The organism is Psychromonas algicola, assembly GCF_004378355.1.
In the GTDB taxonomy this organism is placed as follows: domain Bacteria; phylum Pseudomonadota; class Gammaproteobacteria; order Enterobacterales; family Psychromonadaceae; genus Psychromonas.
The window spans coordinates 1-426 of sequence record NZ_SNUB01000098.1 but is presented as its reverse complement, the minus strand read 5'-3'; the positions used below and the strand labels follow the sequence as shown (position 1 = coordinate 426).

General features: G+C 66.9%; 1 protein-coding gene. It reads left to right on the top strand.

Annotated elements, in window-relative coordinates; translation table 11 throughout:
* Nucleotides 1-426, top strand: a 426-nt coding sequence (locus tag E2R67_RS16520; protein WP_134292027.1) for a serine/threonine-protein kinase, incomplete at both ends; no start/stop codon positions are given.

Here is a 426-nt window from a genome sequence, read left to right as displayed (position 1 = left end):
TCGCCGCTCGCGCTGAACGACGAGGTCAGCAGGCATCGCTTCGAGAAAGAGGCGCGCACCATCGCCAAGCTGCAGCATCCGGGCATCGTGGCCATCCACGCGGTCGGCCGGATGGAATGGGGGCTGCTGTATTACGTGATGCCGTACCTGTCCAACGGCCACATCGGCAAGCGTGACCTGCGCAGCGACCAGGCCCGTGTCATCGGCGTGTTGCGCGCCCTGCTGGGAGCGCTGGACTACGCCCATGCACAGGGCATCGTGCACCGCGACGTGAAGGCCGAAAACGTCCTGTTCGACCAGAACGACCGCCCGATGCTGACCGATTTCGGCATCGCCACCAGCCGGCGCGATCGCAGCCGCATGACCGGCGCCGGCACTGCCATCGGCAGCTGGGGTTACATGGCGCCCGAGCAGGCCCGTGGTGAA